General features: G+C 59.3%; 29 protein-coding genes. 18 read left to right on the forward strand and 11 right to left on the reverse strand.

Features of this window, described 5'->3' with window-relative positions:
* Positions 1 to 58 precede the first annotated feature (58 nt).
* Positions 59 to 244, reverse strand: coding sequence for a hypothetical protein (locus BTUS_RS02720; RefSeq protein ID WP_041303632.1), 186 nt, complete (start codon positions 242 to 244; stop codon positions 59 to 61).
* Between the two features lie 306 nt (positions 245 to 550).
* On the opposite strand from BTUS_RS02720, the gene BTUS_RS02725 reads away from it, so the two are divergent.
* Together BTUS_RS02725 and BTUS_RS02730 are read left to right on the forward strand one after the other, a co-directional pair.
* On the forward strand, positions 551 to 1093 hold the full coding sequence (locus tag BTUS_RS02725) for a PadR family transcriptional regulator (protein WP_013074599.1): 543 nt from the start codon (positions 551 to 553) through the stop codon (positions 1091 to 1093).
* Between the two features lie 14 nt (positions 1094 to 1107).
* A complete protein-coding gene (locus BTUS_RS02730) occupies positions 1108 to 2256 on the forward strand; it encodes an MFS transporter (RefSeq protein WP_013074600.1) in 1149 nt (382 codons plus the stop codon).
* A gap of 280 nt (positions 2257 to 2536) precedes the next feature.
* Here the strand turns inward: BTUS_RS02730 and BTUS_RS02735 are convergent, their stop codons facing one another.
* Complete coding sequence (locus BTUS_RS02735) at positions 2537 to 2731, reverse strand: MerR family transcriptional regulator (RefSeq protein WP_013074601.1); 195 nt, start codon at positions 2729 to 2731, stop codon at positions 2537 to 2539.
* A gap of 319 nt (positions 2732 to 3050) precedes the next feature.
* On the opposite strand from BTUS_RS02735, the gene BTUS_RS02740 reads away from it, so the two are divergent.
* The gene (locus tag BTUS_RS02740) at positions 3051 to 3524 is read left to right on the forward strand and encodes a DinB family protein (protein ID WP_013074602.1); all 474 of its coding nucleotides are present in this window, start codon (positions 3051 to 3053) and stop codon (positions 3522 to 3524) included.
* Between the two features lie 305 nt (positions 3525 to 3829).
* Here BTUS_RS02740 and BTUS_RS02745 read toward each other — a convergent pair whose 3' ends face one another.
* The gene (locus BTUS_RS02745) at positions 3830 to 4015 is read right to left on the reverse strand and encodes a HepT-like ribonuclease domain-containing protein (RefSeq protein WP_322785832.1); all 186 of its coding nucleotides are present in this window, start codon (positions 4013 to 4015) and stop codon (positions 3830 to 3832) included.
* A 477-nt stretch (positions 4016 to 4492) separates the two neighbouring features.
* Between BTUS_RS02745 and BTUS_RS02750 the strand changes: the two genes are divergently transcribed.
* The 5 genes from BTUS_RS02750 to BTUS_RS02770 all read left to right on the forward strand — a co-directional run bounded on the left by BTUS_RS02750 (position 4493) and on the right by BTUS_RS02770 (position 8991).
* A complete protein-coding gene (locus BTUS_RS02750; RefSeq protein WP_013074603.1) occupies positions 4493 to 5053 on the forward strand; it encodes a sigma-70 family RNA polymerase sigma factor in 561 nt (186 codons plus the stop codon).
* Complete coding sequence (locus BTUS_RS02755; RefSeq protein WP_013074604.1) at positions 5004 to 6296, forward strand: hypothetical protein; 1293 nt, start codon at positions 5004 to 5006, stop codon at positions 6294 to 6296. Before BTUS_RS02750 ends, BTUS_RS02755 begins: the two co-directional genes overlap by 50 nt.
* Complete coding sequence (locus BTUS_RS02760; RefSeq protein WP_013074605.1) at positions 6293 to 7273, forward strand: ABC transporter ATP-binding protein; 981 nt, start codon at positions 6293 to 6295, stop codon at positions 7271 to 7273. The genes BTUS_RS02755 and BTUS_RS02760 overlap by 4 nt, the downstream gene beginning before the upstream one ends.
* Entirely contained in the window at positions 7230 to 8087 is an 858-nt protein-coding gene (locus tag BTUS_RS02765) for an ABC transporter permease (protein WP_169307929.1), read from the forward strand. Before BTUS_RS02760 ends, BTUS_RS02765 begins: the two co-directional genes overlap by 44 nt.
* Before the next feature lie 115 nt (positions 8088 to 8202).
* Positions 8203 to 8991: an enoyl-CoA hydratase gene (locus BTUS_RS02770; RefSeq protein WP_013074607.1), complete on the forward strand. Its 789-nt coding sequence runs from the start codon at positions 8203 to 8205 to the stop codon at positions 8989 to 8991.
* A gap of 97 nt (positions 8992 to 9088) precedes the next feature.
* Here BTUS_RS02770 and cynS read toward each other — a convergent pair whose 3' ends face one another.
* The 5 genes from cynS to BTUS_RS02795 all read right to left on the reverse strand — a co-directional run bounded on the left by cynS (position 9089) and on the right by BTUS_RS02795 (position 12342).
* Positions 9089 to 9532, reverse strand: coding sequence for a cyanase (cynS, locus tag BTUS_RS02775; protein WP_013074608.1), 444 nt, complete (start codon positions 9530 to 9532; stop codon positions 9089 to 9091).
* Positions 9533 to 9778: 246 nt separating this feature from the next.
* The gene (locus BTUS_RS02780; RefSeq protein ID WP_013074609.1) at positions 9779 to 10366 is read right to left on the reverse strand and encodes a phosphatase PAP2 family protein; all 588 of its coding nucleotides are present in this window, start codon (positions 10364 to 10366) and stop codon (positions 9779 to 9781) included.
* On the reverse strand, positions 10363 to 11244 hold the full coding sequence (locus BTUS_RS02785) for a hypothetical protein (protein WP_013074610.1): 882 nt from the start codon (positions 11242 to 11244) through the stop codon (positions 10363 to 10365). The genes BTUS_RS02780 and BTUS_RS02785 overlap by 4 nt, the downstream gene beginning before the upstream one ends.
* A gap of 31 nt (positions 11245 to 11275) precedes the next feature.
* Complete coding sequence (locus BTUS_RS02790; RefSeq protein ID WP_169307930.1) at positions 11276 to 11791, reverse strand: anti-sigma factor family protein; 516 nt, start codon at positions 11789 to 11791, stop codon at positions 11276 to 11278.
* Positions 11713 to 12342 (reverse strand): RNA polymerase sigma factor, encoded by a 630-nt coding sequence (locus BTUS_RS02795; protein ID WP_013074612.1) that lies wholly within the window; start codon positions 12340 to 12342, stop codon positions 11713 to 11715. Before BTUS_RS02795 ends, BTUS_RS02790 begins: the two co-directional genes overlap by 79 nt.
* Positions 12343 to 12578: 236 nt before the next feature.
* Between BTUS_RS02795 and BTUS_RS02800 the strand changes: the two genes are divergently transcribed.
* A complete protein-coding gene (locus BTUS_RS02800; RefSeq protein ID WP_013074613.1) occupies positions 12579 to 13817 on the forward strand; it encodes a multidrug effflux MFS transporter in 1239 nt (412 codons plus the stop codon).
* Positions 13818 to 13949: 132 nt separating this feature from the next.
* Here the strand turns inward: BTUS_RS02800 and BTUS_RS02805 are convergent, their stop codons facing one another.
* Both BTUS_RS02805 and BTUS_RS02810 read right to left on the reverse strand, forming a co-directional pair.
* Positions 13950 to 14369, reverse strand: coding sequence for a type II toxin-antitoxin system HicB family antitoxin (locus BTUS_RS02805; protein ID WP_013074614.1), 420 nt, complete (start codon positions 14367 to 14369; stop codon positions 13950 to 13952).
* A 48-nt stretch (positions 14370 to 14417) separates the two neighbouring features.
* Complete coding sequence (locus tag BTUS_RS02810) at positions 14418 to 14597, reverse strand: type II toxin-antitoxin system HicA family toxin (protein WP_013074615.1); 180 nt, start codon at positions 14595 to 14597, stop codon at positions 14418 to 14420.
* 605 nt (positions 14598 to 15202) lie between these two features.
* On the opposite strand from BTUS_RS02810, the gene BTUS_RS02815 reads away from it, so the two are divergent.
* From BTUS_RS02815 to BTUS_RS02835, 5 genes are all read left to right on the forward strand, one after another.
* Positions 15203 to 16585 carry a cytochrome c gene (locus BTUS_RS02815; protein WP_013074616.1) on the forward strand — a complete coding sequence of 461 codons (1383 nt, stop codon included), beginning with the start codon at positions 15203 to 15205 and terminating at the stop codon, positions 16583 to 16585.
* A gap of 28 nt (positions 16586 to 16613) precedes the next feature.
* Positions 16614 to 17729, forward strand: a complete 1116-nt coding sequence (locus tag BTUS_RS16635; protein ID WP_052300527.1) for a cytochrome ubiquinol oxidase subunit I — start codon at positions 16614 to 16616, stop codon at positions 17727 to 17729.
* Positions 17730 to 17771: 42 nt separating this feature from the next.
* A complete protein-coding gene (locus tag BTUS_RS02825; protein WP_083779997.1) occupies positions 17772 to 18419 on the forward strand; it encodes a DeoR family transcriptional regulator in 648 nt (215 codons plus the stop codon).
* Between the two features lie 122 nt (positions 18420 to 18541).
* Positions 18542 to 19006 carry a FixH family protein gene (locus BTUS_RS02830; protein WP_013074619.1) on the forward strand — a complete coding sequence of 155 codons (465 nt, stop codon included), beginning with the start codon at positions 18542 to 18544 and terminating at the stop codon, positions 19004 to 19006.
* 218 nt (positions 19007 to 19224) lie between these two features.
* Positions 19225 to 19686, forward strand: a complete 462-nt coding sequence (locus tag BTUS_RS02835) for a DUF420 domain-containing protein (protein ID WP_013074620.1) — start codon at positions 19225 to 19227, stop codon at positions 19684 to 19686.
* Positions 19687 to 19689: 3 nt separating this feature from the next.
* Here the strand turns inward: BTUS_RS02835 and BTUS_RS02840 are convergent, their stop codons facing one another.
* Positions 19690 to 20268 carry a hypothetical protein gene (locus BTUS_RS02840; protein WP_013074621.1) on the reverse strand — a complete coding sequence of 193 codons (579 nt, stop codon included), beginning with the start codon at positions 20266 to 20268 and terminating at the stop codon, positions 19690 to 19692.
* A 154-nt stretch (positions 20269 to 20422) separates the two neighbouring features.
* Here BTUS_RS02840 and nagA point away from each other — a divergent pair, with 154 nt between their 5' ends.
* The 4 genes from nagA (at position 20423) to kdpB (ending at position 25705) form a co-directional block, all read left to right on the forward strand.
* Positions 20423 to 21574, forward strand: coding sequence for an N-acetylglucosamine-6-phosphate deacetylase (nagA, locus tag BTUS_RS02845; RefSeq protein WP_013074622.1), 1152 nt, complete (start codon positions 20423 to 20425; stop codon positions 21572 to 21574).
* Positions 21575 to 21828: 254 nt separating this feature from the next.
* The gene (locus tag BTUS_RS17830; protein WP_218917980.1) at positions 21829 to 21918 is read left to right on the forward strand and encodes a potassium-transporting ATPase subunit F; all 90 of its coding nucleotides are present in this window, start codon (positions 21829 to 21831) and stop codon (positions 21916 to 21918) included.
* Between the two features lie 2 nt (positions 21919 to 21920).
* A complete protein-coding gene (gene kdpA / locus BTUS_RS02850; RefSeq protein ID WP_013074623.1) occupies positions 21921 to 23636 on the forward strand; it encodes a potassium-transporting ATPase subunit KdpA in 1716 nt (571 codons plus the stop codon).
* 26 nt (positions 23637 to 23662) lie between these two features.
* Entirely contained in the window at positions 23663 to 25705 is a 2043-nt protein-coding gene (gene kdpB / locus BTUS_RS02855; RefSeq protein ID WP_041304804.1) for a potassium-transporting ATPase subunit KdpB, read from the forward strand.
* Positions 25706 to 25721: the final 16 nt, after the last annotated feature.

A 25721-nucleotide genomic window follows, 5' to 3' on the forward strand; every position in this document is an offset into this window, starting at 1 on the left:
GTTTTGTCTCTTCTCCGCATGTGGCGAACGGAACAATGATTTTTCCTTCCAATTTCCATTATTTCTCCGAAAAATTCCTCAACCTTCGATCGATTTGTTCCAGCAGAAAGTTGCATTCCTCTACCTCAAACCGGTTCTTGTCCCTGAGAAAGAACTCTTTGCACCGGAGGACGTGTTTCTTCCATTCCTCCAAATCCTCCCGGCCGCATTGTTCAATTTTCTCCAGTACCTTTCTTCTGTCCATGGCAAGACCTCCGCTATATCCTTCTAAAGTCAACCGCAGTTGTTCATTGTATACTACATTAGCTTTGGCATGTTCGAAAGTTTTACCGAGCAACTTCGCCAAGTCGTAATCGACCGTGAGCAACTTCGCATTCAGCCTCGTATTTGCCGTTCGCTTTGTGGAGCCGATGAGCGACCGTTATCATGCGAAGACCCATTGAACCGCGTTCTTCAATGAGGCTCCAAACCCTTGTTGACATTTATATCGCCACGGCCTATCATTTAGGTCGTAGCGATATGTCGAAACGATATATGGAGCGGGGTTGGAATGTACGAATTGTTTGTCTTGGGCGAGTTGATGACGGGGGACAAACACGGCTACCGGCTTCAAGAGAGCCTTAAACATGCGGTTGGGCCCATTCGGCAAATCAGTTCGGGAACTCTGTATCCGCTCATCTCCCGGCTGGTGAAGAGAGGCTGGATCCGTCCCCGGCCCGAAGGGCCACAACAGGGGGGGAGATTGCGAAAAATGTACGAAGTGACGGAAGCCGGCCGTGAGCGCTTTCAAGAACTGATGAGGGAACCGTTGGAGTACAACATGGAGACGGAACTTATTTTTCTCTTTAAGATGGCTTACTTCCAGCATGTCACGAAAGACGTTCGGATTGCGTGTCTGGAACAGTATCGAGAGTACCTTCGATACAACCTGGAGTACGTGAAATCCGAATCAGAGGTCATTTCCCAAAAAGAGATTCCGGAGAACAAGCGCATTCAGTTGTTGCGAATGTTCGATTACCGAAAACATGTCGGATTGACTGCTGTCCAATGGGTGACGGAGGAGATCGAGCGAATTCGGGCTGCCGAGGAATGACGGGAGGAATGAGCGTGGATCGCCTGTGGACGAAACCCTTTATACAAATGACCGTGGGGATGCTTTTTCTGTTTACGGGATTTTATTTACTGCTTCCGACATTCCCGCTTTTTATCAAACAGTTGGGGGGCAGCGAGTCGCAGGTGGGACTGGCGGTGGGCGTGTTCACGCTGTCCGCCGTGATGTTTCGTCCGGTCGTCGGAGGACTGCTGGATCGCTACGGCAGGCGGCCATTTTTGGTCTGGGGGCTGGTTTTCTTCGCCTTGTCGGTATTCTTATATGACTGGGTGGGCGGCATCGCGATGTTGATCGCATTGAGGATTGTGCACGGGATGAGCTGGGCTGTCTCCACCACCGCCGCAGGCACGGCCATTACAGATATGATTCCGGTCGCTCGCCGCGGTGAGGGCATGGGGTGGTACGGTATGGCCATGACCGTGGCCATGGCGATCGGCCCATGGCTTGGAACTTGGGTCATGCAGCACCATTCGTTTCACGGCCTGTTCCTGTTTTCCACCGGCCTTTCGGTTATGGCGTTGTTTCTGGCCGTTGCCACAACCATGCCCTTTCAACCCAAAGCCACAGCGGGGAGAATCGCATTCTTTGAACGATCGGTTCTCCCCGTCATGGCGGCGATCTTTTTTCTGACCGTCTCTTATGGGGGAATTACCACATTTTTGCCGCTTTTTGCCGAATCGATCAAAGTCAATTCCGGCGCGTTCTTTCTGGTATACGCCGTCGCTCTTACCCTGGTCCGGCCCGTTGCGGGGAAACTTTCGGACCGGCTCGGCGAGATCTTTGTGATTGTGCCGGCCCTGCTGGTCACGATTTCGGCTTTGCTGGTATTGAGCTTCTCGGACGGGTTGATGGGCGTAATGGCTTCAGCCGTTCTGTATGGCATCGGATTCGGTTCAGCGCAGCCGGCCCTTCAATCGGCAATCTTGCGCCTGGCCCGCCCGGACCGGAAAGGGGTGGCCAATGCTTCGTTTTTTACCGCATTTGATTTGGGAATCGGGCTCGGGTCGATCATACTCGGTTGGGTTTCCCAATACACGGGATATCCGGTCTTGTTCACTGTCAGCGCCGCTTCGGTAGGGGTTTCCATGTTGATCTTTGCCGTCTTGGCGAGACGATTGTCAAGAGATCGAGTGCCCGCCGGATAATGGTTCAGTCGGGAATCGGCGATGAAGCATGGCCAGGGTCAACCAGCCGTGATCATTCTTGGAGTGGAATGCTGAACAGTCCTGAAACGGGTGCATCAAATCCTTTTCATGATCTTTTTGGTCGGCGCAGTGGTTCATGGCGCTGCATGGTTGACGCCGCCGTTCGGCTGAGAAGAAGGCAAGGAATCTAGCCTGTTATGTCCAACTCTGACAACATGCTTCCGATTTTGCCCTGATCGCTAAAGCGCGTGTGGTACAAACTTGAGCCGACGAACCCGCGTCAAATCAAGGGTACTGTCAAACTTGAGTTATAGGCGAGGATGCGGTGAAGGCGGAACAATTGATCTGCTGTATAATAGCGGTAACCCGTGACATCGTCCGTGCGGGCAGGCCTGAGCAGTCCCAAGCGGTCATAATAACGCAACGTCTTGACGGATACCCGGATGATTTTGGAAAACTCGCTGATTTTGAACATGTCCATATTCCCTCCTCACATGCCTGCAGATTGAGACCTCGATATCAAGGGTACACCTTCCCGTGGAGGGGAAAGTCAAGAGGAAAAGTCCCGGAGCACGTTCTTCAAACCGTTGGAAGGAGCTTGGTTCATGCGCAATGAGGTGGAGCGGCGGTCTGAGAAATGGCATCACCTTTCTGTCGAGGCATACATTGAGAAGATAAACGGTGCGCCAACCGAGACCGAACCGACAATCCTGACATCATGTTGTCAGTGAACATGGTGTATGCTGATGTTGGGCCGCCGACCCAGCAGGATAAACCATGAGGGAGGAATGGCCATGTTTGCGACCATTCGAGATTTTGCGGAGGAGTGGAGCCACGAGTCGGCCGCCACCCAGCGGGTGCTTGAGGCGTTGACCGACGAGTCCCTGGCCAGGCAGGTGGCCCCGGGACACCGCACACTGGGCGAGATCGCCTGGCACCTGGTCACCTCGGTCCACGAGATATTGTCCCACGCCGGGCTGCAGTTCGAATCGCTTGGAGACGACCGTCGGGTTCCCGATTCGGCCGGGACGATCGCCGAAGCGTACCAAAAAACTTCACTGGCGGCGCTGGAAGCGGCGCAAACCCAGTGGAGCGACGAGACGCTGCGGGAAACGAGGAACATGTACGGTGAGCCGTGGACTGTCGCCTTTACACTGCGCATCCTGATTCAGCACCAAACCCATCATCGGGGACAAATGACCGTGTTGATGCGCCAGGCCGGACTGCGCGTTCCCGGCGTGTACGGCCCTTCAAAAGAGGAACGGTAGTCTGTGAATCGGCCGCCCTCCACCAGGTGACGTTCCCGCTCCCCGGCGGGGGGCAAGCCGGCTCGCCGTCTGCGGCCGTGGCGAAATCGTCCGGGCATACGGGAAAAAGCCGTGAAGAAAACAGGGCAAACAACATTTGTCGGATGATCCTTGGAGAAACGCCAGAGGATTTAAAGAAATGAATGATATCGCTTCTGATGTTAAAGCCGGCTCTGGAAATTCTCCAGCGCTGCTCCAGCAGTTCCGGACCTACTGGAAATTCAACGAAAGGGAACTTGTGCTACTATCATACGAGCGGAGAATTGTTAAGTGATGTCTCCGATTTCCTGAATGGCCTTCTCCCAAACAATGCTTTCATCGATCCCGAAATACTCATGAATAAGAATATTCTTTAGTCCAATCATCTTCTTCCATGGAATCTCCGGATATTTGCCGCGTATTTCATCGGAAACATTTTTTGACGCTTCACCAATCACTTCCAGATTACGAATAACCTGCTTTCCTTATTCAACATTATATCAAAACCGTCCTGTTCTTAAAGCTGAAATGCCCGCCTAGAATTTTTCGAAACCAAGTGCATGTATCGGACACAAGCCTCGCTTGCCCGAAAAAAAGAGGACACAGGGAAAGAATCGGGAATTTGCTTGCCGAGTCCGTCAATAACTTTTTTCTGGCCGTTGTCTCAAGTTCCAATATCCTGAGCAGCAAGACAGCCGGCTCTGCCCGGGTGCCGCTATGCCCTTCAGACCATCGCGGCATTTCGCTCCCTGGATGAATTGTGGGAGGCATTCTCCCCCGCAGGAGGCTGTCTTCAGGCGGGACTTATGGAACTTTGCTCGATGACGTTGGAGAGGCCACGTTTCTCCACTTCCACTGCCGCGGGTTGTACGAGATGTGATACATTTACCCTTCGTGGGACGTCTTCCTCATGAAGTGCCCCCCATCGACGCACGGGAGGAGGTGGCAAGTTGGCTGACGAAATCCCCGCCGATTTTCAGGAGCTATTCCGGCTTCATTATCCCCGGGTGGTGCGCACCCTCCGCTCCCTGATCGCAGCCCCGGATGCGGTGGAGGATTTGGCCCAGGAGGTGTTCGTTCGCCTGTACCGGCATCCTCCGGATGATCCGTCCAAAGTGGCCCCGTGGCTGCACCGGACCTGCACCCGGATGGCCTACGATTATCTTCGGGCCGTGCACCGGCACAGACGAACTTTGGAGCAGATGGAGCACGCCGAGGGAACGGAGGAGGCAACTCCCTCCAGCGAGCATGTGGTTCTTCAAGATTGGGAGCGAACCCGGGTGCAGGGGGTGTTGCGCCAGATGTCGGAGCGGGATCGCAAGGCCCTCTGGCTGCGCCATTCGGGTTACAGCTATCGGGAGATCGCGGATTATTTGCAGGTTCCGAAGGAGCAGGTGGGTACGCTGTTGATCCGTGCGGCCGCCCGTTTCAAAAAATTATACCAAGAAGGAGGTCCCGCCCGTGGAGAAGAATCGTCCGTGCGACCCATCCGCAGTTCAGGCATTGATTGACCGGGAGGGCACGAGGGAACAGCGCCTGCGGTGGTTGGAGCATGTCCTCCAGTGTTCCGATTGCCGGCAACAACTCCGGGAAGCCATCGACCTCACCCGTTTTGTGGAAAATCGCCTGGGGTTCCTGGAGGACACTCTTCCTGCCGCGAACGAGTCCGGCGGCAAATCTCAAGTTCCGTCCCCGGAGATCGATCAGGCCTGGGAAAGATTTCAGAAACGGATTCAAGACGAACCGGCGGGTTTTGCCCGGATGACCCCGGCCGAGGCCCCGCAGCGCTCCCCGGGGCCGGCGGTGCAAACCCAGTCTCTTGCAACCGAGCCGGCGATCACGGGGCGGGCGTTCCTTCAGGAACCCGCCGATGACACGGCCCCGTCCCGGGGGCGTGCCGCCAAGCGGCGGAAAAAATGGATCGGGGCGGCGGGGTCGGCTGCGGCCGTCGCCGTCCTCGTGGTGGGCGCCCAAGCCCCCGGGGCGGGAAAGGCCTGGGCGGCGATGCTGCAGACCTTTCGGATCGAACACCTGGTGGCTCTGCAGCCCAACGACTTCACCCAGCTTCAAAATGCTCTTGAACAGGCCGGGGTGACGCATATTGATCTGAAACAGTATGGGCAGTTGGACCGCAAAGGGGGCGGGACCTATCAGGACGTGTCCTTCGCCGAGGCGCAGAAATTGGCCGGTTACCCGCTGAAAGCGCTCCCGGGCACATCGCCGAGTGATCAAGTCCACGTGCAGGGCGCCCAGGAGATCATCCTGCGGCCTCACGTGGCGAAGATCAACGAACTGATCCACCGCCTGGGCGGAAAAAGTGTCCTGCCGACCGAACTCGAAGGCCAGAGCATCGTGGTTCGCTTTCCGATGGTGGTCAGCCAGAGCTCTCATGGCAAGCAAGGTTCCATCAGTTTAACGCAGACGAAGTCGCCCTGGATCGAGGTCCCCCCGGGGGTGAACATGGAAGATGTGCGCCAAGTCCTGCTCGATCTGCCCTTTTTGCCCCAGGATATGCGCCAGCGTTTGAGCCAGTCGGAGAACTGGAAAAGTACCCTGTTTGTGCCCTCGGGCCCGGGAGGGGCGGTGAATACCACGGTGAACGGGCATGAGGCGGTGCTGATGCGGGATTCGGCGGCTCATTTCAGCACGATTCTCTGGTATAACAACGGGGTGCTCTATAATCTGGACGGCACGGCGGCCGATTTTCCCACCGATGCCTCCTTGATACAGATGGCCGAGGCGATCGATCGATGAGCGTGGCCATCCAAACCCAGCGGCTGACAAAGGTGTACGGGTCGGGCGCCGGGTGCCGGGGGATCACCCTGTCGGTCAAGTCCGGCCAGATCTTCGGGTTTCTCGGCCCGAACGGAGCGGGGAAGAGCACCTTTGTCAAGATGCTTGTGGGTCTCATCCGGCCGGATGCGGGGCGGGCGGAGATTCTCGGCCTGCCCCTCGGCCACCGGGAGATCCGGCGCCAGATCGGTTATTTGCCGGAGTTATTCCGGTACCAGGATTGGCTGACGGCGGAGGAGGTCCTTCGCTTTCACGCCCAACTCGGGGGCCTTAAGGGCGAGCGGCGGGAGAAGCGGATCAGCCAGGTGCTCACGGACGTGGGGCTGGAAGGGAGGGCCGGGGAGCGGGTCCGCCATTTTTCGAAGGGGATGCAGCAGCGCTTGGGATGGGCCTGCGCCCTTCTGCTCGATCCGCCCCTTCTGTTTCTCGACGAGCCGTCGTCCGCCCTGGATCCCATGGGGCGTCACGACATGCGCCAGTTGTTGCTGCGACTGCGCCAGGAGGGCAAGACCATTTTTCTGAACACCCATTTATTAGAAGATGTCGAGTCGGTGTGCGACGAGGTGGCCTTCCTCATGAACGGGCGGGTTCGGGCCCAGGGGGCGGTGGAGGCGCTGTTGCACCCTGAGCTCAGGTGGGAGTTTGAAGTGGGAGGGTGGGAACCGGGCATTCTTCAGGGGCTCGTGGAGCCTGTCGGGATTTCCATCCAGGTGGTGGAGGCGGATGAGCGTGGCTTTGCCCGCCTTCAGGCCGTTTTGACGGATCGGGAGCAGGCGGGGTGGATCAACGCCTTGCTGGTGGAGCAGGGGATCGCGGTGTACGCGTCGGGCCCCGTGCAGACCCATCTGGAGGAGTGGTTTCTCGCCTTGGCGGATGGAGAGGGGGGAGAGATCCGTGGTTCCCGTGATGCTCTTGACCTGGCGAGAGATCCTGCGTAGACGCGTGTTTTTGGTGACGGTGTTGCTCACCGGGGTGTTCCTGGGTCTGTACGGGTGGGGCCTTTCCTATATGGCCCGGGTCAGCGCACGGTCGCCGTCGGTGAGCAATTTGCTGGATCAGTATCTGCAGGGTGCGGGGTTGCTGGTGGCCGGGGTGTTTTTTGCCAACTTCATGGTGGCTTTTTTGGTCATTTTTTCGTCGGCCGGGACGATTTCCGGTGAGATCGAGAGCGGCATCCTTTATTCGATCCTCCCCCGGCCGGTGGAGAGGTGGGAGGTGTATCTGGGAAAATGGGCCGGGCTGGCGATCTGGGGGTTGTTGTACGCCGGGGTCTTGTTCTGGGCTTTGGTGTCGATGGTGCACCTTTTCCTGGATTTTCCCCTGGATATCGCCTCCCTGCTCCGGGCCTTTTTTGCCTTGGAGCTGATGCCCTTGGCGCTCAGCGCCGTGACGCTGCTGGGGTCGGCGTATTTGCCGACTCTGGGCAATGGCGTGGCGGTCACTCTTTTGTACGGGCTGGGGATGTTGGGAGGGCTGATGGAGCAATTCATGAGTCTCGGGTCCTCCAGTCAGGTGGGGGAGAAAATGGGGCTGGTGACCAGTCTTCTCATGCCTTCGGATGCCCTGTATCGCCGGATGGTGTACGAGGTGACGGCGGGAAGCGGAATTCCTGTCGGTGACAGTACCGCCCGGATGCTGGGGCCCTTTGCCAGCCTCAACGCGCCGAGCGATGCCTTTCTGGTGTACGTGGGCGTTTATATTGTCGCGGTGCTCCTCTGGGGATGCTTTCGGTTTGCTCGGCGGGATATTTAATGCTTTTTCATTTGGCGGAATTGGCCAAATTCGTTTATAGTGGATCATGGAGCGGGGACCCGAAGCCGGTGCTCGGGGATGGATCCAGTTTGTGTCGGGAAGGGGGAGCGGGGAGATGGAATATATCACCTATCGGGAATCGGGCAAGAAAGCCTATGTGACCTTGAACAACGACCGTCAGCGCAATGCGTTGTCCCGGGCGGTCCTGGAAGAGTTCAACCAGGTGCTCGGGGAGATCCGGCCGCGGCGGGATCTGAATGTGGTGATCATTCAGGCCGAAGGCAAAGTGTTCAGTTCCGGACACAATCTGCGGGAGATCGGCGGTCAGCCCTCGGATGAGGTGCTGGAGTTGTTCAACGTCTGCCAGACCTTTATGCTGGGTCTGCAGCGCCTGCCCCAGGTGACCTTGGCGAAGGTGCACGGGGTGGCCACGGCGGCGGGGTGCCAGTTGGTGGCGGCCTGCGATCTGGCGGTGGCCAGCAGGGACGCCAAGTTCGCAACCCCGGGGGTCAACATTGGCCTGTTTTGCAGCACGCCGGCGGTATTTGTGAGCCGGAACGTGGGACGCAAAAAAGCGGCGGAGATGTTGTTCACCGGGGATTTTATCTCGGCCGAAGAGGCGCTGCTTCACGGGCTGGTCAATCGGGTGGTTCCGCCCGAGGAATTGGATGCGGCGGTGGAGGAGTTGGCTGACCGGGTCGCCCGGCACAGCTTGTCCACCCTGGAGATTGGCAAGCGAATGTTTTATAGGCAGCTTTCCATGGACGATGCGTCGGCCCTGGAGTATGCCAGCGGGGTCATCACACTCAACAGCGCCCATCCCGACGCCGTAGAAGGCATTCGCGCCTTTTTCGAGAAACGCCCGCCGAGTTGGCGTGCGGAAGAGGGCGTGAAACAATCTTAAAACGGTTTGATGCTTGACGGCTCTTTCACGCGAATCCCTCCCTGGTCGAAAGGCACCGGGGAGGGATCTTTTGGGGCAAGGAGGTTGAATACAGCTGTTACCATTTTCGATAGGGAAGGAATTTGCCGTTCATCACAACGTGCACCCGATCCCCTTTGGGATCTTCAACCCGGCGCACGCTCATTTCAAAATCGATGGCGGACATGATGCCGTCGCCGAATTTTTCGTGGATCAGCTCTTTGAGCGCCGGCCCGTAGACCAACAGGATCTCGTAAAATCGATACAGGACGGGATCCGTGGGGGGCATGGGGACCGTCGTTCCGCGGTACGGGATGACCGTCAACGCCTGCACCACGTCTTCCGGGAGCTCCAGCAAACTGCCCACCTTTTGTGCTTCTTCCGGGGAAAGCGGTGCCTGACCGAGCAAGGCGGTGGCTGTCCACGCCTCGGACCGGCCGATCGCGCCGGCAATGTCCTTCCATTTTAGGCCTAACCGGCGCTTTGCTTCGATCACCTGCTGGGTGACCTCGGCTCTTTCCATATTGTTGACTCCTTTCCCTTCGGGCATGTCAACGATACGTAAAGTAATCTTAACAAGGCGGGGTTTCGTCAGACCGACTATGAGATACGTGTTATATTATACGACGCAATAAACCGAAATCAATGGGCTCACGTAAACCACGCATGACATCTGTGAGGACGAAGTGCGACGTATATGAAAAGATTAGAAGGTTCTGGAAAACAGAGGGGGACCGGTATATCCGGCCCGGCCGGGGCCGCCCGGGATTTAGCCCCGGGCATAGCGGCCAAAATGGAAGATCCGCAGTCCAATGCGGGTCAAAGAAAGAATGGGTGCACCGATTTTCCAAATGACGCGGCCGGCGAACACGCCGATCACCATTCCGGCCAACACGTCCGTCGGCCAGTGCACCCCGGTGTACACCCGGGCGATCATCGTCAGGACCGCCAGGCCTGTCAATCCCGCAGCCACCCGGCGGTTGATTTTCCCCCAAGTTGCAGAGGCCAGAGCAAAGCTGCCCGATGCGTGGTCACTGGGGAACGAGGCGTCAGGTGTGTGGGGGATGACCTCGGTGAAGGTGCCCGCCGCCAGGACCGTGAACGGACGCGGGCGAAACCATATATGGGAGATGATAAGGTTCACCAGCAAGGCCAGGATGCCGGCGAAAACTGCCACCACCAAGGCGTGCCGGGGCCCTTCCTCCCGTTTGGGCAAGAGCAGCCACAGGGCGATAAAGGCGATGGCATAGATCTCGACGGAGTCCTGGGCGACGGAACTCATCAAACCGTCCAGCCAGGTGTGATGTCCTGCCTGGCTGTTCAAGACGTAAAATAACGCAACATCAAAGGTACTCATGGGTTCCTCCTTCTCCAACCGACCCGGCGGTTTGTCATCGTCGCGAGAACGGCGCCGATCCCGGCGCACCACGCCAGGGCGAGCAGCACCGGCCCCGCAGCGGGAATATTCGCGAATGCCATGACGAGAACCGCGCCGATCAGTCCTTGCAGGCCCGGGGAAGAAAGGGCGGGACCGTCACCTGTGGGTTGCAGCAGCCGGGCGGCCCAGACCGACACTGCCCCGAGGCCGATGAGTCCGGCGATCCCGTACGCGATCACAATCAGGGCGGCAATGGGGGCGCCGATCACCGTCGCGGCCAGGACCGCACTCAGGGCGACGACCGCCAAGGACCCCAGGGCTCCCACCAGGGTGGTGCGCCCAAAAGAGTCCTCAATATAGGACACGGTTCCGTCCATATGGCGGCGCAAAATGAGAACCGCCAAAGTGGGAAGAACGACCAAGAGCACACTCCCGGCCAGGCGCAAAGCCCAGAGGCCGGCGGCGAGGGCGGCTCCAAGGGCGACGCTGTCCAACCACCCGGCGTCGGTGGGAAAATGGTACAAGGCCTCCACCCGGGCCCCGGGGTCGATGACCGTCCGTCCTCCCCAGGTGACCACGATCCCCGCCCGGGCCGTCGATTGCAGATGCAGGTCGCCCCGGGCGACGACCAAAAGATCCCGAACGGTGCCGGCCACGTCTGCCGGGTTTCCCACCACGAGAACGACTTCCGCCGTATCTCCGTACGGGATGGTGACCGGGTTCTGGGCGACGATGGACCGATCCGGGACGGCGGCCAGCAGGCGCTGGGGAGCCGAATCGGCGAAAAAAAGGGTCAACAAGGCGGAAAGGAACACCGCCGACAGAAGCGTTTTCTGTTTGACTTCCACGTGCTGCATCGTGCAGCCTCCTCGTCTCTGCGTGACTGCTTTACCCTGGTGTGGAGGAGGATCGCCAGGTTCTACGGATGATCTCCCAGGCCGCGACCCAGGACACCAGGGCTATCCCGATCCCCATTGCGGCCGCGGCCGGTTCCCCGATGACCGTGGAACTCCACCACAGTCCGAGCAAAATCCTCGCGCTCCGGAGAAGGTGACCGATCAGCCCAACGAAGATGCGGTCGATGGGGTGGGCGATCACCGGGGCGAAGGCGGCCATGAGGGCGAGAAGCCCGGTGGCGACCAGGGCGACGATTCCGGTGTGAAACCGTTGTTTAGCCCGGCGGAGAGCCGCGATGCGCCGGTTTACCGCATGTTCAAATTCTGGCGGGGCGCTCCATGCCGCGAGGGCTCCGCGAATGCCTGCGGACACCGACCGCAACTCTCCCAGGCGGCTCCTGCAAGCCCGGCAATGGGCCAGATGTGTCGTTACGGCCGTCTCCTCTTCCTCTGGGAGCTCTCCGTCGAGATGGGCGGAGAGGCGCTCCTGGACTTCCCGGCATTCCACGACCATTCCTCCTCGGGTGAGTCGTTGATGAACAAGCGACGAAGCTGCAGACGGGCGTGATGGAGCCTTGAACGAACCGTTCCCACGGGAATGCCCACGATGTCCGCAATCTCTTGATATTGAAATCCATGAACCTCGTGCAGCACCAGGACTGCCCGGTGTTCCGGGCTCAGTTGAGCCAGGGCGTCGAGCAGAACCGTCCGTCCCTCCGGGTCCTGGGCGAAGGCGTTGCCAGTGGCTCCCCCTTCCCCCTGCTCGGCGGCGGAACGGATTTGCTCCCTTTCTCTGACGCGATTTTTCACCGCATTCAGGGCTTGCCGGGTGGCGATTCTGGCCAGCCACCCCGGGAAGGCGCCATCATCTTTGAGGGAGCGAAGAGAGACAAAAGCCCGGACGAAGGATTCCTGGGCGACATCCGCCGCTTCCTCGGGGTTCCGCACGATGGCCAGGGCGGTGCGGAAAGCCATATTCTGGTATCGGCGCACGAGCGCGGAGAATGCCTTCCGGTTCCCGGCTTTGGCCAGTCGAACGAGCTGCACGTCGTCGTCCAAGGAGCGCTCCTCCCTTGCCCTCTATACAAGAAGACTGTCTGGACAGTACAGAAGTTCATCGTGGATGAAGATTTTTTGCCACAATTTTTCCGAACCGATACAAAGTCTTCCTTCATGTTGTATCACATCTGGCACACCGCCATGCCGGGAGGGATCTGACCCAGGCTGTCGAATCATATGGGATATGGGATGCGGCAGGCAGATTCCCAGTTTCCAGCGGGGGAGGATAGGTGGAGTTGGAGCCATCAATCGTCAAAGAAGAGATCCTTCGCCCGCGTCGGGGAATTCTCGCCCTGGTCTTGGGCGGTTTAACGGGGCTGGGCCCCTTTACTGTTGACATGTATCTGCCTTCGCTGCCGGTGTTGGCGGAGGATTTTCGTGTGGCGGCGTCGACGGCCCAGTTGAGCCTCATGGCGTGTCTGTTGGGACTGGCCCTGGGGCAACTGGTGGCGGGGCCTGTCAGCGATTCCCGGGGCCGTCGCGGCCCGGTCCTCGTCGGGCTGATGATCTACGCGCTGGCGTCGGTGATGGCAGCTTGGGTGGGGCGGATCGATGGGTTTATTGCTCTGCGGTTTGTGCAGGGGATGGCAGGCTCGGCGGGCATCGTGATCGCCCGGGCCATTGCCCGAGACTACTTCGAAGGGCCGGAATTGACGCGATTTTTCGCTCTGCTGATGGTGGTGAACGGCGCGGCTCCGGTGTTGGCGCCGGTGATCGGCGGTCAGCTCCTCCGGGTGACCTCCTGGCGCGGGGTGTTCCTGGTTCTCGGTGGGCTGGGCGTCCTTTTGTGGTTGGCGGTGTGGGGGTTGCTTTCGGAAACCCACCCGCCCCACCGGCGGGTGCGGGGCGGTGTCAGGACGACGATCGGGACACTGGGCATGTTGCTCAAAAATCCGGAGTTCCTGGGCTATGTGTTGGCCCAGGGGTTTGCTTTTGCGGCCATGTTCAGTTATATCTCCGGTTCGTCCTTTGTTCTCCAACAGGAATACGGTGTGTCGGCCCAGGGGTTCAGCGCGGTTTTCGCCGTCAATGGGATTGGGATTGTCCTGTCCGGACAGATCGCCGCCCGGGCGGCGGGAAGATGGGGGGAGCGCCGGGTTCTGGGCGTTTCCCTGGTCGTGGCGGTGCTGGGCAGCCTCTTGCTTCTCGGCGGGGTGATGGCCCGGGCGGGGTTAGCGTTGGTACTTCCCGCGCTGTTCGTGGCGATCGCAGTGGTGGGGGCGATCAGCACCACGTGCAGTTCCCTGGCTCTGCAGAACCACGGGCGGGTCGCCGGCAGTGCGGCGGCTTGGCTTGGGGTGAGCGGCCAGTTGATCGGCGGTTTAGTCACCCCCCTGGTCGGGCTCGGGCCCGGCCGCATTGCTATCACCATGGCGGGTTTGATCATGACGTGTCACCTGCTTGCCGCCGTGGCGTACAGATTTCTGGCCGGTCGGTGGGCGGTGACGGATGAAACGGGGCAAGAGGGCGCTTAATGTATGAGTTTAAGCGAACGTTACCGAGGGCTTCGTCAAACTTGATGAACCGCCGGACACGGACCCCCATGTCCGGTGGTGTGAGAGGACGGGGGCTAACCGCCCCCTCGGACTCGATTCTGGAGAGGCAACTTAATGTTTGTCAGTCAGTCCCAATTGCTGCTTAATCGCGTATTGCAAGAGTTGAGAGAAGTTTAACCCGGCCGCCTCTCCGGCGTCCCGGAGCCACTTCGGCAATGTGCAGTTTTTCGTCACCGTCTTGTTGGCGTCCTCATCCCGGTACGGAGGCATGAAGACTTCGATGAAGACGATGCGGTCACTCGGGTCCAGCAGGTCAATCCCGGTCGGGTCGGAGGGCTTCGGAACGTCCTTCCCTTGCTCTTCCAAATCCAGGAGAATGTCAATGAGCATTTCTTTCGCCCGTTTGATTCCGTCGGTGATGTCGGCGGCAAGGATGGCTGTGCCGGGGAAATCGGGGAAGTACATGCCAATCCCGTCGTCATCGGCCTTTTCGACAACCACCGGGTAGATATAATGAGCAGGATAACGCACCTGTAACACTCCTTCCTTGGAGACAAGGATATTGAGCAGGGCAAGGATTTAGAATTTCATCCGTGCGGTCCGTTCAATGTTGCGCAGCGTACCCTTTGGAATCACTTGACCGCTGCTGTGGTAGCTGATGTCCGCGAACCTCGTCGGATCGTCCTTGCGGACATACCGCCGGTGGCTTCCGTGGCCCTTATGGTTTGGGTCGGGGATAAAGCCTTCTTGCTTGCCCAATGTTGCCTGCCTCCATTCAGTTTTATCATAACGCGCATAAAATATGCGTGTCAATGATTTTGCACGTAGGGGCCCGGGATTGCTTCCGGACCTCTTTTGTTTTGGTAGGGGAGCGGTCGGCGTGGGAAGTTGGTATCCCGCCCCAGACCATTCCGAAATACGGACAAGAGGGTGGCCAATCGTGAACTGCAGACAAGACACGATGGTTCGTCGCGGGTTGGCCTCGTACGGGATTCTTGCCGTGAACATTCGGTTTTCTGGGGAACCCTACCGGCCTATCGGCCAGCGGTGGCGGGTCTGGCCGGGATTCTGGAAGCAACGTCTAAGCCCTGATAGACTTCGGAACCCAGGGCAGCTTCCTGGCTATGTTCGCGGTTCTGTTCGGATTCGTCAAAGATCGGGCCGGGAGCCGGTTTCGTGATAAATACAACAAACTGTCACACGCGGTCTCCCATCCCCCCTTTACCCCACAATCCAGACGAATAAAATCGATGGTGAGAAATATGTTATTTTATAACGATAAATAACAATCGGGGGTGGTGACCGCGAAAAGGAGTGCGTAACTTTATCGTCTTTGTCCAGCCTGTACCTGGAGGTGACGTGGATTGGAATTTCCTGTATTCACCCTGGACCAGTTCGGATCGGGGAGCTTGATTGCCCTGGTGGCCATTGTTCACGTACTGATCAGCCACGGGGCGGCCGTCGGTGGGTCGATCATGGTGGTGGCCCTTGAAACCTACGCCATGAAACACAAGGACCTGGAGATGGACGATTTTGCCCACCGGTTGTTAAAGTACTTCTTCGTGGTGACCACCGCCGTGGGGGCCCTTACAGGAGTGGGCATCTGGCTGACCACGGGGGTGGTCCAGCCGGCGGCCATCGGATCGATGCTGCGTGTCTTTTTCTGGTTCTGGTTCACCGAATGGATTGTGTTTGTCTCCGAAGTGGTCCTCGTCGTCCTGTACTATTTCACCTGGCCGAAACTCACCGGAGCGAAAAAGGTGCTCCACCGGAACATCGGTATTGCCTACGCGGTATCCTCGTGGTTGACCATGACTTTGATCACCGGGATTCTGGCCTTCATGCTGACTCCCGGGGCGTGGCTGGCGGACGGTTCCCGCTGGGAAGCCTTTTTCAATCCCACCTACTTGCCCTCTCTGGCTTTCCGCACCTTCTTGGCTTTGGCGTTGGCCTCGGGATTCACGATGCTCTATACCCAGATCACGGTCCGCAAACCGGAGCTTCGGGCCCGGGTTCTGGGGGTGGCTTCGCGAGTGCTCGCCGGGGCCGGGGTGATGATGTTTCTCACCGGGTACTGGTATTACCAGTCGGTTCCCGGAGGGGCCCGGGCGCTCATTCAGTGGGCCACGGCCTTGTCGCCCCAGCAATTTGACCTAATCAATTACGGCGGGATCTTTGTCGCCTTCCTGTTTGCCATGGTGGCGATCTTTTACCCGATGCGCCTGGCGGCTTCGGGGAGGATCAACCGGGTGATCGGGGTGACGGCTTCGCTTTTGGTCATGGCTTTGGCGGTGTTTTATGTCGGGGAAATCGAAATGGTCCGGGAATCGATCCGCAAGCCTTACGTGATTTCCGGTTACATGTATGCCAACGGGATACGGGTGTCGGATGTGGAGCGGCTCAATACGGAAGGAATTCTGCCCAACGCTCGGTTTTCGCCGATCCAACAGGTGACACCGGGACAGGAAATTGAGGCCGGTCGAGAGATTTTTCGGCTGGAATGTCAGAGTTGCCACGTTTTGCACAATTTTGCCCGCCAGCGCCGGGATCTCGCCTTTCGGTTGCAGGGATGGAATGAGACGACCATTTACAATTACGTAAAAAATCTGCATCAAGCCAGGGCCTTTATGCCTCCCTTTGTGGGGACGGATCAAGAGCTGCGGGCGCTCAGCAAGTTCCTCGCCACGGTACCGACCCAGGGAACCACGGCGACGGCCGGATCCCCCGCCGGTGGGATCCATGAGTAGCGCGGGCAGAGTTGAAAAGGAGTGAAAGATGATGTCTCCCGTACCTCAGGATTTGCCGATCTCGATCCCGGGTTCCATTCCTTTTTTTACGGTCCTGCTCGTGGTGGGATTCGTGCTGCATATCGTGTTCGTGCTGCTGACGGTGTCCGGGGCCGTCATGTCGGTGGTCACGGAAGCGGTGGGTCACGCGAAAAAAGATGGCCGTTACCTCGAGTTGGCCCAGCGGGTTCTCACGGCGACGTCCGTGAACAAGAGTCTGGCGGTGGTGCTCGGCGTGGCGCCGCTTTTGCTCGTCGGGGTCTTGTACACCCGGTTTTTCTATCCGCCCACTGTGATTCTCGGCGGCACCTGGCTGTCGGTGATCTGGCTTTTGATTCTCGGTTTTCTCTTGTTGTATGCCTATAAATTCTCCTGGGAGCGCCTTCAGGCCCGCCCGGGGGTGCACCTGCTGCTCGGGGTTCTCGGGACCATTCCCTTTTTGGTTGTGCCGATGATTTTTGTCGTCGTCATGGGGCTGATGCGCCGCCCGGATTTGTGGATGCAAACCCACAGTTTTGTCCAGGCGATGTTTTATCCCACGGTATGGCCCCGGTATCTGCATTTTATGGCGGCGACGGCGGTGTTCGGGGGCTTGTTGCCCATCTGGATCGCCTGGCGGCAAGAGCGGAAGGCGTCCCGGGAGAAAGGCGGAGTGACGTGGACTTCGCCCGAGGCGTCGGTGGCCGGATCGGAGACGGCGGCCGCCGCGGAAGCCCAGACCGGAGGTGGCCTTGAAGGGGCGCTGGATTCGCGATGGGCAACCGGCTACGGGCTGCGGTGGACGGGGGTTGCTTTACTCATTGAGGTGGTGCTCGGGCTGGTGGTTTTATTCACCATGCCGGCGTCGGTGCGGGGTCATTTTTTGGGAGGGTCGGCCTTCTCGACCTTGGGGTTTGCGGTGGGCGCGGTGGCGGTGGCCGCTGCCCTGGGCGTGGTGTACGTGGCTCGCCGGCATCTTGACCCCGGGCGGGTGTTGCGAAATCTCGGCATCGCCCTTTTTGTGGTGGTGCTCGCCATGGCCACGGTTCGGCTCCAGATTCGGGATGTGGAGATTGCGCCCTATACGGCGGCCTCGGAGCCTTCGGGTCAAACCGCAGGTCCCTAATGAACCCCTGGGCTTCGTGGGTTTGTCCGGTGGTGTGATTTTGTGCTATACTTCACACAAAATCGCCTCAAGGGAGAGGAACGCCGGGTGCTGCCTGCGGAGCGTCAGAAAAAGATTCTGAGTTGGTTGCAACAGGAAGGGCATTTGAAGATCTCGGATCTGAGCCGTCGCCTTCAGGTGTCGGAGATGACGGTGCACCGGGATGTTCGGGTGTTGGCGGATCAAGGGCGGGTGGTGAAGACCTACGGAGGGATCTCCTTGGCGAGCCCCCCGGCCGAGGTGCCGGGACGGGGCAATGACACTTGCGCCTATTGCCGCCGGCCGGTGGACGATCGCTTGTCGATGACGGCCAACCTCGCCGATGGAATTGTGGAAACGTACTGCTGTCCACACTGTGCACTATTGGCTTGTGCCCACCGCCCCTCCCAGCCGCGCAACTTGCTGGGCCGGGATTTTTTGCTCGGCCACACGGTGGGTGCGGCGGCGGGATGGTATGTGATGGGGGCGGACATGCCGACACTGTGTTGCGAGCCCCAAGTCCTGCTTTTCGGGGAACGGCGGGACGCCGAGCGGTTTGCGCGGGGATTCGGGGGTGAGATTTTTGATTTTGACGAGGCGACCCGGGAGATTCAGCTGAGGATGAATCGCCCGAATACCGCCAGTTGTCATCAGGAGGCGGGCCGGAAATAGTCGGCCTGCCTTTGGCGTTGTTCATACAGTTGCCACAAGTGTAGCTCGAATGGGCCAGTGATTGGAGGCTCGCGCTGTTGTATGATACCCGGGGTCAAGATGAAAGGAAGAGGTGCATGAGCATGCAACGTCGCTGGGTTTGGACGGGGGTGTCCCTTTCCGTTGCCGCCGGACTGCTGGCGGGCTGCGGCCAGACCGCCGCTCCGTCCCACACCGACCAGTCCCAGGGGAACCCGGGGACATCCGCTTCATCCACAGACATGACTATGGATTCGGGCATGAACATGGATCAACAGTTTGACATCGCATTCTCCACAGATCCCCCCGGTCCCGTAAAGGCCAATCAGCCCGTGAAGCTGATTGAAAAGGTGAGCAAGAAGGGCACTCCCATCAGTGGAGCTTACATTAAATTAGAGATCTGGAAAGATGGGGACTCCAAGCACGAGATGGTGGATGTGGTGGAAGGTCCCAGCGGCACCTACACGGTGGAAAAAACCTTTGACAAGCCCGGACTCTACCATGTCACCCTCCACACCACAGCCCTGGGATTCCACGAAATGCCGACCAAAAACATTGAAGTCCAGTAGCCCGCTCAGCAGCTTAGGGGAAGGACCACCAGATCCAGAGGAGCAGGGCGACGCAAAGTGGCGGCGGTCTGTTGGGAGCCGCCGGGCCATGGGGATTCGCCGGACACCGGTGGCCATTTGTGAAGAAATTCTGACAGGGGCATGTAAGGCGCTTGACCCCGCTGGGGTTTCCGGCCAGAATGAAGGTGACATGTCGAAGACGAAAGCGTGGGAGAAGATTGACTGCAGAAAGCGTCGCCTATCTAAACGAAGCTTTCATGCTGGCCAGCGCCGGTTCGGCGGCCGTTGGGTGGTATTTGATTCGGCGAGGGCGCCGGGAGGCCCACCGAAGGGCCATGTTAACGAGCGTCTTGCTGGGTGCGGCATTTTTTCTGAGTTATGTGCTAAAGACAATACTCATCGGGGATACCAGCTTCGGAGGGCCTGCACAGTGGCGGGAGCCGTATCAAATTTTTCTCCAGGCCCACTCCGTTCTCGCGACGGTGGCCGCGGTGCTTGGGATCGTGACGTTGCGCTACGCCTTCAAAAGCCGATTTGCTTCCCATAAACGGATCGGCCCTTGGACGGTCACGATCTGGCTGATCACGGCGGCCACCGGCCTGATGGTCTTCTTATTGTTGTATGTGATATACGAGCCGGGTCCCACGAGAAACATGTTTCGGACTTGGCTCGGATTCTAGGCGTCAGGGTCCGAACAACTGGTCGGCTCGGCCCGTCAGGGCGCTGAAGAGATCTTTGTTATCGGTCGCGATTTTCCACCCGTCCTTCGTTTTGACCAGGTTGATTTTGACATCAGATGTGGTGTTCGGGGCATTCGGGTCGTTCATGGCGTTGATCAGGATTCTTTGTGCCATGGCTTCATTCTGCTGTTTGGCGGAGGGGTCGTTCGCAAAGGCCTGGGCGAGTGCCATGCTGAATAGGTCTTTCATTGAATTGGCGACAATCCGGCCCAGGTCCAACGTGGTGATTTTTGCGCTGACGGTGGCTTTGTCGCCACTTATGTTTTCTTCCCCAAGCTCGAAGGTCATCTTCGTGAGTAATGATTTCGCCATCTCTGTGGTGGTCGGGTCAGTGGGGTTCAACAGGCTGTTCTCGGTAGAATCCTGAGATTCCGTCCATTTTCTGGATTCCTCGGGGTCGAACTTTTGAACCGCAGTGAGGTAATTCTGGGCCACGTTTGTGGGGGATGCTCCAAACCATGCACATCCGGCCAGGAAAAAGGCGAGTCCCAGGGCTAGAAGGGGGAATCGGCGAACTTTCAATTTTTCAACATCCTTTCGAGGTAGGGTGAGGGACCCTTTTATTATATAGAATCGGTTCGGGGTTGCGGTAGCGAGGATTCGACCGGGTACCTGGTGGGGATCGCTTGGCCCCTCGGGGGACATCGGAAGAACTGCCGTGGAAGAGGGGAGTGGAATGGGCCGTTTGGCAGTGCGGGGGAACCTCATCGTGGATCGGGAGGTGCGGGAAGACTGGATTTTAAGTTGTGAAGATGGGGTGATTGTGCACGCCGGGCCCTGGCGGGGGGAGGCGGTGGATGTTCGGGTGACGGGTGGGTACGTCGCTCCGGGGTACGTGGACGTTCACGTGCACGGCGCCGGGGGATGCGATGTAATGGACGCCAGCGAAACCGCCTTGGCAAGAATCGCCCAAACCCTGGCCGCCCACGGTGTCACCGGGTTTCTCGCCACCACCCTCACCGCCGGTCTCCGCTCGTTAACAGAGGTGCTTCGGACGTGCCGCGTCTTTGCCCTGAGACCCAGCCCCGGCGCGGCCCTTCTGGGCGTTCATCTCGAAGGGCCTTGGATCGCCCCGGAGTACAAGGGGGCCCAGAACCCAGCTTTTATCGCAGATCCCACTGTGTTCGACGCCAGGGTCCTGTTGTGGGCAGCGGGAGGGTGGCTCCGCATCGTCACCTTAGCTCCGGAACGCCCGGGTGCCAGGGAAGTTATCGCCTACCTTCGGTCCCGTGGGGTCCGGGTTTCTGCCGGCCATACCTCCGCGACTTGGGCGGAGATGAAGGCGGCGGCCGGATGGGGGGTGTCCCAGGTGACCCATTGTTTTAACGCCATGCGGGGATTTCACCACCGGGAGCCGGGCGTTGTGGGTGCGGCGATGATGCAGGGAGAATGGGAGGTGGAGCTGATTGCCGACGGGATTCACGTGCACCCCGGGGCGATGGGCCTCCTCTACCGCGTGAAGGGGGCGGATCACATCCTGCTCGTCAGCGATGCCATGAGGGCGGCGGGTATGCCCGATGGCGATTATAATCTCGGCGGTCTCGCGGTCACTGTCCGGGACGGGGCGGCCAGGCTTCCGGACGGTACTTTGGCCGGGGGTACGCTGATGTTGGATCGAGCGGTTCAGAATATGGTGCGGCTCTGCGGAGTCCCCGTGGGCGAGGCGGTGACGATGGCTTCGGAGGTTCCCGCCCGGGCGGCGGGGTACGGGCACCGGAAGGGCCGCCTCGCGGTGGGGTATGATGCGGATTTCGTGGTCTTGGACAGGAATCTGAGGGTTCAGCAGACTTTTATCGCGGGAGTGGAGAGATGGCCGGTGGGTCGGTGAAGTGACAGAACCTATGGTTCAAATGAATGACAGTGTTCCGGCACCGTCGCGACGGTGGCTCGGAGACTCGCAGCTGAATGGGAACCCGGGGGAATCCTCCGGTTTTTTTATGCTTTCTTGACCTTTTAGCGAGCAACTTTGACCCGCCTTTGACGGCGGCCGGCTTTATAATGCCTGTGTGCCCGGGGCACATTGCGCACAATACGGTTTAGACGGGCGGAGATACGACAACACGGACGAACGAGGTGAGGAGTGTGGTAGGGTGGTGGATGCTCGGTGGGTTGGTTTCGTTGGCCATTCTCCTGTATCTGCTGTACGCACTGTTTCGGGTGGAGGATCTGTGATCATGTCCGGAGTCGCGTCTGACGTGCTGCAGATGGTGTTGCTCTTGGCGGCGGTGCTGCTGGCCGCCTGGCCCTTGGGACGGTATATGGCCCGGGTATTCCAGGGCGAGCGCACGTTTCTCGATCCGGTGCTGCGGCCGCTGGAGCGCGGTCTCTACCGGCTGTTCGGCCTAAACGCAAGTCGGGAAATGTCCTGGAAGACGTACGCCTGGGCGGTGATCGCGTTCAACGCCGTGGGGATGGCGGTGCTTTTCGTGCTCCAGTTGGTCCAGGGGTGGCTCCCGTTCAATCCCCAACATTTTTCAGCCGTTCGGTGGGACACGGCGCTCAATACGGCGGCCAGTTTTATCACAAACACGAACTGGCAGTCCTACAGCGGAGAATCCACCATGAGCTACTTCACCCAGATGGCCGGCCTCACGGTGCAGAACTTCCTGTCGGGCGCCACGGGCGTGGCCGTGTTGATTGCCCTGATCCGGGGGCTGGTACGGCGCCGGGCATCGGCGATCGGGAATTTTTGGGTGGACATGACGCGCTGCACCCTGTGGGTGCTTCTGCCCCTGTCTCTGGTGGTGTCCCTGGTCTTGGTGTCCCAGGGGGTGATTCAAAATCTTCACCCGTACGTGACCGTACAAACGGTGGAGGGGGTGAATCAAACCCTGGCGATGGGCCCGGTGGCTTCTCAGGAGGCCATCAAAATGCTCGGGACCAATGGCGGGGGGTTTTTCGGGGCCAATTCCGCCCACCCCTTTGAGAATCCCACGCCGCTCAGCGACCTGGTCGAAATCTGGTCCATCATCGTGATCCCGGCGGCCCTGGTGTTCACCTTCGGCCGCATGATCGGTAAACCGCGCCAGGGTGCCGCGATTCTCGGGGCGATGCTGTTCCTGCTCGTTGTGGCGTTGGCCGGGAATTACATTTCGGAACGGATGGGCAATCCGCTTCTCGCCCAGATGGGGGTGCAGGCGCCCACAGCGATGGAAGGCAAAGAGGTGCGGTTCGGCCTCGGGCAGTCCTCTCTGTTTAGCGTGGTCACCACGGCGGTGGCCTGCGGGGCCGTCAACAACATGCACGACAGCCTGACTCCGCTGGGCGGCATGGTGCCCATGCTTCTGATGATGCTCGGCGAGGTGGTGTTCGGCGGGGAGGGGTCCGGCCTGTACGGCATGCTGGTTTTCGCCATTCTGGCGGTGTTCCTCGTCGGCCTCATGGTCGGTCGGACGCCGGAGTTTCTGGGGAAAAAAATCGAGTCCCGGGAGGTCAAACTGGCCACTCTGGCCGGCGTGATCATTCCGTCCGCCACCATTCTCATCGGTGCCGCGATCTCCGTGGTGACGCCGGCCGGACTGGCGTCTCTGGGCAATCCGGGGCCGCATGGGTTGAGCGAAGTGCTGTACGGTTTCGCTTCGGGCGTGGGAAACAACGGCAGCGCTTTTGCGGGATTAAACGCCAATACGCCCTATTATAATCTGATGATTGCCGCCGCCATGTTGATCGGGCGGTTTGGAGTGATCGTTCCGGTGTTGGGGATCGCGGGCAGTCTGGCGGAGAAAAACAAGGTGCCCGAAGGTCCCGGGACATTCCGGACCGATACCCCGTTGTTTTCCGTTCTTTTGTCCGTCACCATCGTTTTGGTGGTCGCCCTGACGTTCTTTCCTAGCCTGGCTCTCGGGCCGATCGTGGAACACATCATGATGTGGCAAGGTATGGCTGCATAGGAGGAGGATCAGCCGTGGCAAAAGGCATGAGCGGGACGGGTACCGCGGCGTCCGCCGGGACGTGGAGCAAGGAAGTGCTCAAAGAAGCGGTCCGGGAATCGCTGCGAAAACTGGATCCCCGGGTGCAGTGGCGCAATCCGGTGATGTTTGTGGTGGAGATCGGGGCGGCGCTCACCACGGCCGGGGTGGTGGTCGACGCGTTTACCGGGGGACCGTTCTGGTTCGATTTCCAATTGGCGGTGTGGCTGTGGTTGACGGTGGTGTTCTCCAATTTCGCAGAATCGCTGGCCGAGGGGCGGGGGAAAGCGCAGGCGGCGGCGCTCCGGCGGACGCGGTCCGAGACCATGGCGAAAAAGATCGTCGGAGACCGGATCGAAACGGTGCCGTCTACCGATCTTCGCAAAGGGGATATGGTCCTGGTGGAGGCCGGAGACATCATTCCCGGAGATGGAGAGGTGATCGAGGGTCTCGCTTCGGTGGATGAAAGTGCAGTGACCGGGGAGTCGGCGCCGGTGATTCGCGAGTCCGGCGGGGACCGCAGTTCGGTGACCGGAGGAACTCGGGTGCTCTCCGACTGGATCCGCGTAAAGATTACCGCAGACCCCGGAGAGACCTTCTTGGACCGGATGATTGGGTTGGTGGAAGGGGCCAAACGGCAAAAAACGCCCAACGAAATCGCCCTGACGATTTTGTTGGTGGGGCTCACGATCATCCTGCTGCTGTCCGTCACGACCTTGGCGCCCTTTGCGCGTTATTCCGGTGCCGTGCCGTCGATTCCGGTGCTGGTGGCCCTGCTGGTCTGCCTGATTCCCACCACCATCGGAGGGCTGCTCAGCGCCATCGGCATCGCCGGGATGGACCGGTTGCTGCGGCGAAACGTCCTCGCGATGTCGGGCCGGGCGGTGGAGGCGGCCGGGGACGTGGATGTCCTGTTGCTCGACAAGACCGGGACCATCACCTTGGGAAATCGCATGGCGACGGAGTTGATCCCGGTCTCCGGGGTCACGCCGGACGAGTTGGCGGTGGCCGCCCATATGAGCTCCCAGGCGGACGAGACTCCCGAAGGCCGAAGCATCGTGCAGCTGGTCAAAGAAAAATTCCAACTGAAAGATCGGGATCTACAGTCTCTGGGCGCGACTTTTGTTCCCTTCAGTGCCCACACCCGGATGAGCGGGGTGGACGTGGGCAACTGGAAGATTCGAAAAGGGGCCCCCGATGCGGTCACCCAGTGGGTGCGGGGACAAGGGGGTCAGGTGCCTTCCGAGGTGGATGGGATCGTCGAGAGGATCGCAAAACAAGGGGGAACGCCCCTTCTCGTGGCCATGGACGATCGGATCCTGGGTGTCATTTATTTGAAGGATATCGTCAAGGGCGGGATCAAAGAGCGGTTTGCGATGTTGCGCCAAATGGGCATCAAAACGGTGATGATCACCGGGGACAACCCCTTAACCGCCGCCGCCATCGCCGCCGAAGCCGGTGTGGATGATTTTCTCGCCGAGGCGACGCCGGAGACCAAATTAGCCCGGATTCGGGAATACCAGTCCCAAGGGCAGTTGGTGGCCATGACCGGGGACGGCACCAACGACGCTCCGGCCCTGGCTCAGGCGGATGTCGGGGTGGCGATGAACAGCGGGACCCAGGCGGCCAAGGAAGCCGGCAATATGGTGGATCTGGACAGTGATCCGACAAAACTAATCGATGTGGTGGAAATCGGCAAGCAGCTCCTGATCACCCGGGGCGCCCTGACCACCTTCAGCATCGCCAATGACGTCGCTAAATATTTTGCGATCATCCCGGCGATGTTCTCGGTGACCTATCCGCAATTGAACGTTCTGAACATCATGCACCTGTCTACGCCGCACAACGCCATCCTGACGGCGGTGGTGTTCAACGCCCTGATCATCATCGCTCTGGTGCCGCTGGCTCTGCGGGGGGTGCGGTACCGGCCGAGTGGGGCCAATGCCCTTTTGCGGCGCAATCTATGGATCTACGGAGTGGGCGGGTTGATCGTGCCCTTTGTCGGCATAAAGTTGCTGGACGTCCTGTTCTCGGCGATCGGGATCCGATGATAAAAGAAAGAGGAGT

The sequence above is a fragment of the Kyrpidia tusciae DSM 2912 genome (assembly GCF_000092905.1).
Taxonomy (GTDB): Bacteria; Bacillota; Bacilli; order Kyrpidiales; family Kyrpidiaceae; genus Kyrpidia; species Kyrpidia tusciae.

Coding starts and splice junctions, on each gene's coding strand:
- BTUS_RS02720 (WP_041303632.1), bottom strand. CDS start 244: ATGGACAGAAGAAAGGTACTGGAGAAAATTGAACAATGCGGCCGGGAG.
- BTUS_RS02725 (WP_013074599.1), top strand. CDS start 551: ATGTACGAATTGTTTGTCTTGGGCGAGTTGATGACGGGGGACAAACAC.
- BTUS_RS02735 (WP_013074601.1), bottom strand. CDS start 2,731: ATGTTCAAAATCAGCGAGTTTTCCAAAATCATCCGGGTATCCGTCAAG.
- BTUS_RS02740 (WP_013074602.1), top strand. CDS start 3,051: ATGTTTGCGACCATTCGAGATTTTGCGGAGGAGTGGAGCCACGAGTCG.
- BTUS_RS02760 (WP_013074605.1), top strand. CDS start 6,293: ATGAGCGTGGCCATCCAAACCCAGCGGCTGACAAAGGTGTACGGGTCG.
- BTUS_RS02770 (WP_013074607.1), top strand. CDS start 8,203: ATGGAATATATCACCTATCGGGAATCGGGCAAGAAAGCCTATGTGACC.
- cynS (WP_013074608.1), bottom strand. CDS start 9,532: ATGGAAAGAGCCGAGGTCACCCAGCAGGTGATCGAAGCAAAGCGCCGG.
- BTUS_RS02780 (WP_013074609.1), bottom strand. CDS start 10,366: ATGAGTACCTTTGATGTTGCGTTATTTTACGTCTTGAACAGCCAGGCA.
- BTUS_RS02785 (WP_013074610.1), bottom strand. CDS start 11,244: ATGCAGCACGTGGAAGTCAAACAGAAAACGCTTCTGTCGGCGGTGTTC.
- BTUS_RS16635 (WP_052300527.1), top strand. CDS start 16,614: ATGATGTCTCCCGTACCTCAGGATTTGCCGATCTCGATCCCGGGTTCC.
- BTUS_RS02830 (WP_013074619.1), top strand. CDS start 18,542: ATGCAACGTCGCTGGGTTTGGACGGGGGTGTCCCTTTCCGTTGCCGCC.
- nagA (WP_013074622.1), top strand. CDS start 20,423: ATGGGCCGTTTGGCAGTGCGGGGGAACCTCATCGTGGATCGGGAGGTG.
- kdpA (WP_013074623.1), top strand. CDS start 21,921: ATGTCCGGAGTCGCGTCTGACGTGCTGCAGATGGTGTTGCTCTTGGCG.
- kdpB (WP_041304804.1), top strand. CDS start 23,663: ATGAGCGGGACGGGTACCGCGGCGTCCGCCGGGACGTGGAGCAAGGAA.